11 protein-coding genes and 3 pseudogenes are annotated in these 6,682 nt (G+C 43.1%); 6 read left to right on the forward strand and 8 right to left on the reverse strand.

Annotation, left to right across the window (positions count from 1 at the left end):
• From HWQ38_RS00065 to HWQ38_RS00080, 4 genes and pseudogenes are all read left to right on the forward strand, one after another.
• A pseudogene (locus HWQ38_RS00065) lies at positions 1 to 239 on the forward strand (hypothetical protein); the annotation flags it as partial.
• A 241-nt stretch (positions 240 to 480) separates the two neighbouring features.
• Entirely contained in the window at positions 481 to 621 is a 141-nt protein-coding gene (locus HWQ38_RS00070) for a hypothetical protein (RefSeq protein WP_292788851.1), read from the forward strand.
• Positions 622 to 693: 72 nt separating this feature from the next.
• Positions 694 to 966 carry a hypothetical protein gene (locus HWQ38_RS00075; protein WP_292788853.1) on the forward strand — a complete coding sequence of 91 codons (273 nt, stop codon included), beginning with the start codon at positions 694 to 696 and terminating at the stop codon, positions 964 to 966.
• On the forward strand, positions 954 to 1,085 hold the full coding sequence (locus tag HWQ38_RS00080) for a hypothetical protein (RefSeq protein WP_292788855.1): 132 nt from the start codon (positions 954 to 956) through the stop codon (positions 1,083 to 1,085). Before HWQ38_RS00075 ends, HWQ38_RS00080 begins: the two co-directional genes overlap by 13 nt.
• Before the next feature lie 126 nt (positions 1,086 to 1,211).
• Here the strand turns inward: HWQ38_RS00080 and HWQ38_RS00085 are convergent, their stop codons facing one another.
• Positions 1,212 to 1,616 carry a hypothetical protein gene (locus tag HWQ38_RS00085; protein ID WP_292788858.1) on the reverse strand — a complete coding sequence of 135 codons (405 nt, stop codon included), beginning with the start codon at positions 1,614 to 1,616 and terminating at the stop codon, positions 1,212 to 1,214.
• Positions 1,617 to 1,805: 189 nt separating this feature from the next.
• A complete protein-coding gene (locus HWQ38_RS00090) occupies positions 1,806 to 1,997 on the reverse strand; it encodes a hypothetical protein (protein WP_292788861.1) in 192 nt (63 codons plus the stop codon).
• Between the two features lie 258 nt (positions 1,998 to 2,255).
• Here HWQ38_RS00090 and HWQ38_RS00095 point away from each other — a divergent pair, with 258 nt between their 5' ends.
• On the forward strand, positions 2,256 to 2,786 hold the full coding sequence (locus tag HWQ38_RS00095) for a hypothetical protein (protein ID WP_292788864.1): 531 nt from the start codon (positions 2,256 to 2,258) through the stop codon (positions 2,784 to 2,786).
• A gap of 440 nt (positions 2,787 to 3,226) precedes the next feature.
• Here HWQ38_RS00095 and HWQ38_RS00100 read toward each other — a convergent pair whose 3' ends face one another.
• The gene (locus tag HWQ38_RS00100) at positions 3,227 to 3,496 is read right to left on the reverse strand and encodes a hypothetical protein (RefSeq protein ID WP_292788867.1); all 270 of its coding nucleotides are present in this window, start codon (positions 3,494 to 3,496) and stop codon (positions 3,227 to 3,229) included.
• A gap of 40 nt (positions 3,497 to 3,536) precedes the next feature.
• On the opposite strand from HWQ38_RS00100, the pseudogene HWQ38_RS00105 reads away from it, so the two are divergent.
• Positions 3,537 to 3,788, forward strand: a pseudogene (locus tag HWQ38_RS00105) (tyrosine-type recombinase/integrase); the annotation flags it as partial.
• A 123-nt stretch (positions 3,789 to 3,911) separates the two neighbouring features.
• On the opposite strand, the gene HWQ38_RS00110 reads toward HWQ38_RS00105, so the two are convergent.
• The 5 genes and pseudogenes from HWQ38_RS00110 to HWQ38_RS00130 all read right to left on the reverse strand — a co-directional run bounded on the left by HWQ38_RS00110 (position 3,912) and on the right by HWQ38_RS00130 (position 6,603).
• Positions 3,912 to 4,316, reverse strand: a complete 405-nt coding sequence (locus HWQ38_RS00110; RefSeq protein WP_292788870.1) for an RlpA-like double-psi beta-barrel domain-containing protein — start codon at positions 4,314 to 4,316, stop codon at positions 3,912 to 3,914.
• 36 nt (positions 4,317 to 4,352) lie between these two features.
• Positions 4,353 to 4,454 (reverse strand): annotated as a pseudogene (locus HWQ38_RS00115) (EF-hand domain-containing protein); the annotation flags it as partial.
• Between the two features lie 304 nt (positions 4,455 to 4,758).
• Positions 4,759 to 4,944: a hypothetical protein gene (locus HWQ38_RS00120; protein ID WP_292788872.1), complete on the reverse strand. Its 186-nt coding sequence runs from the start codon at positions 4,942 to 4,944 to the stop codon at positions 4,759 to 4,761.
• Between the two features lie 170 nt (positions 4,945 to 5,114).
• Positions 5,115 to 5,570 (reverse strand): hypothetical protein, encoded by a 456-nt coding sequence (locus tag HWQ38_RS00125; protein WP_292788875.1) that lies wholly within the window; start codon positions 5,568 to 5,570, stop codon positions 5,115 to 5,117.
• Positions 5,571 to 6,180: 610 nt separating this feature from the next.
• The gene (locus HWQ38_RS00130) at positions 6,181 to 6,603 is read right to left on the reverse strand and encodes a hypothetical protein (RefSeq protein WP_292788878.1); all 423 of its coding nucleotides are present in this window, start codon (positions 6,601 to 6,603) and stop codon (positions 6,181 to 6,183) included.
• Positions 6,604 to 6,682: the final 79 nt, after the last annotated feature.

A 6,682-nucleotide genomic window follows, 5' to 3' on the forward strand; every position in this document is an offset into this window, starting at 1 on the left:
ACCTGTACTTACTTATTACTGTCAAGCGCACAAGTTTTATGCAAAACGCGCCACTGTTTGGTGTCTGCTTGTTTAGTGCTTGCCGTATCCGCAAATGCTGTACGCTACAAACTCAAGATATCTACACATCCCTTGGCAATGTCAGACCCCGGCTGGTGATTCGGAAATCTTACACGAAGGGGAAGCTAGCTACTAGGTCAATCTCAGTGATTGAAAGTTACAAAAATATTTGGAAGTGACTAACGAGCAGGTGTTGAAAGCGCCTGCAAGCTTGGCTATGCTGTCACCGGTTGAAGAAAATGTCGGGAAATAAATCCTCCCTGACTGGGTTCTAGCATCTAGTTATTAGATAGCGTACCTGTTATAATGCTATATCTGCGTAACTGGTATTAATATAATAACTGGTTAATTATTTATATAAACTGGTTAATAATTTATAATAACAGCTTCCACTTCTAACATATTGCTCAGTGTTTCCAGGTGCGTAAGCATAGCCTAACCGTAGATATCGCTTGTGGTGGCATGGGATTTGGACTGGCAACTGCGTTGCCGAACGACGGCGGCTATCGCCGCGTCTCCTTGGTTCTTCGTTCGGGGAGCGTTCGCTGGGTTAATGGCTAGCGAAAATTCCTCATCTTGTTATTATAATCTTCTCAGAAGATATAACAGGTTTCCGCGTCTCCTAAGCAAGCGATGCCTTCGGCGGGCGCAGCGATCGCTCCCAATTCCCAGCGTGGTTATCAGCTATTGGGCGTTAGCGTGGTGTGGTGGGTAAGAATAACAACTGCGTTGCCAAACGACGGCGGCGTTACCGCGTCTCCCACGTCTCCTGTTTGCTGTGGTGGCGATCGCTATGGTAGCTGTGGCGTGGTGTGGTGGCTTGGCTGTGGTGACGTTGATGGTCTTAACTGGCAACCCTTATCTTTTATCCGATTAAAACTACGATTAATACCTTGGCTGTGGTGACGTTAGTGGTTTTGACTGGCAACTGCGTTGCTGACGACGGCGGCGTTGCTGCGTCTCCTGTGGGCGATCGCTTGCACAGAGCGGGTAAGTTATGGTCATTAATGGTTATGTCTTATTGATTTATTCTGGCATAACTCCGATGAGCGCGGCTTCTATCTGTTCCAAGGCTTTATCAACCGCGTCTAACCGCTTGCGATTTTCCCACTCTTGATAAGCTTTAACGACCTTGCTACTGTTCACCCTGCCTATGTGTGACAGGTCATTTTAGGGTTTTTACCTCGTTTAACGATACCTTTTAAACGAGGTTTTGGATTACGGTTAAAAATTGGTTCTACTGACTGCCATTTTGTTGCATAAGTGTAGGTGTAAATATCGCCACCTTTTTTGTAACGCTTGCGTACCTCATACTGATGAATCCATACCCCAGGTGGCGACATGGGTTCATTGATTAACTGTTGTCTGATTTCCTTTAATTGGTGAAGCTTCTCTATGATTTGGTCAATGCGATGGCTGCGCCCGCCGAAGGCATCGCTCATGGCAATTACAACAGTTATGCTTATTGAAAATTTTAAAACATAACTCCTATGCCCCGTCGCCACGTCTCCCTGCGATCGCTGACCACTGCCACCAAACATTTTTTCGCTTCTCAATTTTTCACACCGCGATCGCTAACTCCTAACTCCCCATTTTTACCTGCGGCACGACCGCACCCGCTCCGGCATCTCTGTACCAGTTTATTCGTAATATATTTTTATACAAACTTGGTAGTCACCACTGAAAATAAGCTCATTTTGTATCAAAATCTGATACCGTAGTCACGGTCACTATATAAATAGATATTAATCATCGTGACTACCAAAATCATCGTGACTACCAGGCGTGACTACCAAACCCCATAACCTCCAATCTATTTTTAAGGAATTGCGCGATCGCACTTCTCCCCCTCCACAATCCCCTACACCAACTTTCGGGTAACATTCCACAGTCAAGGGAGTACACACCCCTAGAATCTCAAAATTAACCCCACTCACAGCACGAGTGGGGCGTTGGGAAGTGATGGGGAGGACGATCGCTAATCTTCTGATACTGTTGGCGAATTATTTCTTCATATCTGAAATCCCGATTTTAGCGTTGTCTGATTTACAAAAGTCAATCAGTTCCAACAAGGGTATGACGAAGATTCAAAGCTTTGAGGGTATTAAGGAATGTTTCGCCAACAGTATCCGTTGCTACTCGCACCCCAAAATGTGAATTAATAAGTTTGTGTACTTATCAGTGGAAGTTCTAGAATGAAAACTCGTAAGGCTTTTGCCACGTTAATGATTTGTGTATTGTTGGTACTCAGTATCGTGGGCTTTGTGAATCTGCACCAAGCCTCAGCTCATTACATAGCAGATTGTCGCAGATTGGTGACAGGCACGTACATCACGAAAGTCTCTGGTGACTTCGGTCCGTTTAGCTTACTTATGACGATTACTCGAGATGGTGACTATTTTTTTACTGGCTCAAACCAAAGTGGTGCTCCCTCTCCTTCAGACCAAAATGGTGTTTCCTCCCAACCTTATAGCAACGGACAAGGCAGTTGGAAGTGTACCTCAGACAGAGATTTTACTGCCACGGTACTCAACTTCAGTTACCCAACAGCGACATTACCTGGCGCAATTGTTAGAAGCGATGTTAATGCAACAGTCGATCCAAAAGCTGGGATACTGCAAGGAAAAGCAACACTGAGGTCGTTCTCACTAAACGCGAATCCGCTCCAAGATAATGCCCCAGTAGCAGGGACTGAAACTTTCACCGGACCGCGTATAATACCTTGACAGTAATCGCTTTGCTCTGGCAGATCAGGTCGTTTTGACGCGACGGGAAAGGCGATCACAACTTCATCCTCTCACCGATCAGTTGAGTGCTGCTGTCGTTATGACACACAACTATAGCGGTTCTAAGTTGGGTGCAATATAGTAACAACAGTGAGTAAACCATCCAATAATGTCCTTTTTAGTCACTGCATCTAAGGCATTGGTGATGGCTTGATCTAATTCTTCATAGGTTCTGGCAGCATGCGATGCCTATGGCGGCAAGCTACGCTTCTCTCTACCGCCGCCACAATCGCCTACACCAACTTTGGGGTACTAAATCCACAGCCAACACCCTACACTGGCTTAGAATCGCAAAATTAAACCCACTCGTGTTTTAAGTGGGGAAGGGGGAAGGGGGAAGGGGGGATGGATGGGCGATCGCGGTTTGCTAACTGTGTAGCTTAATAATCCATAAAGTTTAAATAAAACAAGTAAGCACCATAACCTACTGCTGCTGCTGCTGCTGCTGCAACTGGTGCGGCGGCGGCAACAACAATGCCTCCTACCATTGTTCCCCCTCCGATCGCAGCTAAACCAGAAGTTATTCCTGCTGCGCTCAGACCCGCAACGCTACCGGAGACTGAAACTGCACCAATTGTCCCGGCTGTACCAGCTACCACACCTGCGGCAGCACCTACTGCACCTGCCCCTAATGCTCTGTTATCTTCCATATTTATTGTTACCTTTCTTACAGGTTAAAAAAATAGCAGAAATTCAGCCAGCTTTCGGCGTACTGCCTTAACCCAAATGAGTAACGCTGGCATTCCACTGAGAGTTATTCAGGAAATATCTGGCCATCGGAATTTAGAACAGTTGCAGAGATATTTAGAAGTATCTGACGATCAGGTATTGGGAGCGGCGGCGGCGTTGTCGATGTTGTCACCTGTGGCTAGTAATAGTGTAGAGCTACAAACCGACATTGGATTAAAAGCGCCTACAGTAGAGCATTCTATTTCAGATTAGCCTACTCACCAAAGCAAAACCCCACAGCTAGAGACGCACTACGGGGTGAGAATTCGGGTTGTGGGGGAATGGGGCGATTGATTGGGTGTGAGGTCTTGTGCCTACTTTAAATTTAACTAGATGTCACCGTTGTATTGACCAAATAACTGTTTGTCTTCCATTGTTTGTGTTTGGGAATAATCGAGTAAAAGCGTTAGTGGTCAAGTCAATACTGTTGTAATTGCAAGCAAAACATTTATCGAAAATCGGAACGGTGATTGATTTACTACCGTCTAAGGTTGAGACTTTTACCCGCTTACCGCATAATTTTAAAAAATCAGACCCCCTGAACCTCTGAGCAGGCAGGGCTACTGCATATTTCGGTACTGGCTTTTTGCAAAATCCCAAATTTCCGGCCGGGTCGTAATATGTAGCCTGACCTTCGATTAAATCAGCCTGGAGGTTTTGAGCCTGTACAGTTGGCTGACCGCAGGCAATAAATACTATCCCGATAAGGATCGAAGCTAGCTTTATGATTTTAATGGTCATAAATCACATCAATTTAGTAGTGGTTTGAACGTTAAGGGCAACTCCGGGACTTAAAAAAAGCTCATTAATGGACACTTTGCCGTCTTGATCACGATCTAAGTTATTAAAAAGAGATTGAAGCTTTTGCTCAGTTGCCATAAGTTTCTATCTGAATTAATTTTTCAATTTAATATCTCATTAATGTCTCAAAATTAAACACCAATTATATCCTTAGACGTAGAAACGTCTATCGCTAAAAAGACAAAACACTTAGTAAGCATCTCGACTCACCAGCTTTACAGAAAAACAGACAGACATCCATGTGGGTGTAGATGTCGGGAAATATTGCTTAAACGACATTCCCTACGCGATCGCTTTATCCCGATTAATTCTTTACCAACTTCCTGCTGCTAGCTTTTATACAATGTTTGGTAGTCACCACTGAAGATAGCCGAATTTTGTATCAGATGTTGATACCGTAGTCACGCCCTCTATATAAATAGATATTAATCATCGTGACTACCAGACCATGACTACCAAAACCCCAAAACCTCCAATATATTTTTAGGGCATTGGGCATTGGGTATTGGGGAAGGTAGCGATCGCGCTTCTCTCCTCCACAATCGCCTACGTTAAGTTTGGGGTACATTCCACAGATTCCTACAGTCAACACTCTACACATCCCTAAAATCGCACTCCTTATCCCACTCGTGTTTTAAGTGGGGAAGGGGGAAGAGGGGAAAGGGCGATCGGTTCCCTTACTTCCCTACCGCATACCCTGAAGTAATATATTTTGACAGTCAATGAAACAGAACCCATTCAGGCTTGGTGATTGTCAAACCTGGTTTTATATGGTGGGATTTCAGGTTCTCTTAGAAAATAGTGTTCTGTCGCCTTGTTTTCTAAGTTCAAGCCAACAACTATTAAAAATTCATTTCTTGGGTTATAGGTATCAACTAGTTCATAGAATTTTGCCCATTCTTCTTGTTGTCCTGCCTTGGCTTCCGATTTTCTCGTTTCACGCCATATTTGTGAATCTTTTGGAATATACAATATCTGATTTTCTAGTGGCGATTTGCTCCGGGTAGCTTCAAAGGTATTCCCAGCTTGATGTTGAATATCAAGTAATTTATGAAAGAATAAATAGCCTCTTCCTGCCTTCTTGAAGTTTTTCCAAGATGTGGCAGCCAAAAAAGGCTCAAGTTGCTCTACCATCTGTAGGGCTAACTCATGCTTGATTTTTTTCTCTGGGGTAATTTGGGTCTTGTATGTCATGATTTTTCGTATTTTTTGAAAGTAGCTTTATGATGCCGTGAATATCGTTAAAAAGCTAGAATGCACTTTCGGATTAAGGAATTTTGTCACCCCTTTCTCAATAAGTCAGAGCTTGTTGATTTGACAGATTGCTAATATTCTGATAAAGAAGTAATTGCTAAAATCATTGAAACAAACTCAATAGGGATAACAGAATTAATCTGATTGACGTTCGCTGAAAATAAAAACATAAATTTAAGAAGTAAAAAGCAAAAAGTAAGAGGTGACAGGACAATAATGCGATGTGCGGAGAAGCGATCGCATTTCTTTGGAATAATCAGTGGTCAAATCGTTGTAGTCTGTGGATCGCAGGGAGACAATCTCTACGCATTTATACAAAGCGCTCCGGCTAGCAAGAACCGCAGATATTGCTGGCAATAATCAACCTTCGCCAAACTAGACAAACCTCCCCCAAGCTATTGGCAGTTCTGGGTTCTGAGGCAATGGAACGGGTTTATCAAACCTTCAAATCTCCAGAACTTTTATGCAACAGTACCTTGGGCAAGGTTTAGTGTTTTAACTTTAGTTGTTAGCTAACTTCCAAAAAATTAATAGTGCAAACTTTGCTTGCTTAGTAATCATCGTCCGAATATCTATCATTTATTTCAAGAAATACAGCCTCGCAATAATTAGCGTCCCATTCGCTGATGAAAGCATTCCTTTCTTCTTGAGTAGCGCAATTTTCAAACCTATCAGCATCTACTTCCACTGATATAGCCCATACGTGGTTTTCATTCCACCCCTGAATTAATAATTCTCTCTCTTCTTTTGTTACACAATTTTTAAATTTCTGAACATCTGCTTTATGCATGGCTGCTGAATAATGACTAACCTGATCCCAATAATCCTCGTAACCAATATTCCATCCCATACGTAACAATTCAAGGCACTCATCAGAAGTATAAAACTTCAGTCTTTCAGCCATTACTTCAGGCTCTATACCTTGATGAAATTCTCTAAGAATCGATTCAAATGCTGGTGTTAATTGTTCCATGATTATTTCAATTCATCCTTAATACTGGAGTTTAGACTAAGCCATGCAAAATGACCCAGCAGGGCTGAGTTAATTAGAG

The sequence above is a fragment of the Nostoc sp. NMS7 genome (genome assembly GCF_017115085.1).
GTDB lineage: Bacteria > Cyanobacteriota > Cyanobacteriia > Cyanobacteriales > Nostocaceae > Nostoc.

What these genes read in the sequence shown, in the direction of transcription:
- HWQ38_RS00075 (WP_292788853.1), top strand. Translation starts at nt 694, where the DNA reads ATGCCTTCGGCGGGCGCAGCGATCGCTCCCAATTCCCAGCGTGGTTAT.
- HWQ38_RS00110 (WP_292788870.1), bottom strand. Translation starts at nt 4,316, where the DNA reads ATGACCATTAAAATCATAAAGCTAGCTTCGATCCTTATCGGGATAGTA.
- HWQ38_RS00120 (WP_292788872.1), bottom strand. Translation starts at nt 4,944, where the DNA reads ATGTACCCCAAACTTAACGTAGGCGATTGTGGAGGAGAGAAGCGCGAT.
- HWQ38_RS00100 (WP_292788867.1), bottom strand. Translation starts at nt 3,496, where the DNA reads ATGGAAGATAACAGAGCATTAGGGGCAGGTGCAGTAGGTGCTGCCGCA.
- HWQ38_RS00095 (WP_292788864.1), top strand. Translation starts at nt 2,256, where the DNA reads ATGAAAACTCGTAAGGCTTTTGCCACGTTAATGATTTGTGTATTGTTG.
- HWQ38_RS00125 (WP_292788875.1), bottom strand. Translation starts at nt 5,570, where the DNA reads ATGACATACAAGACCCAAATTACCCCAGAGAAAAAAATCAAGCATGAG.
- HWQ38_RS00130 (WP_292788878.1), bottom strand. Translation starts at nt 6,603, where the DNA reads ATGGAACAATTAACACCAGCATTTGAATCGATTCTTAGAGAATTTCAT.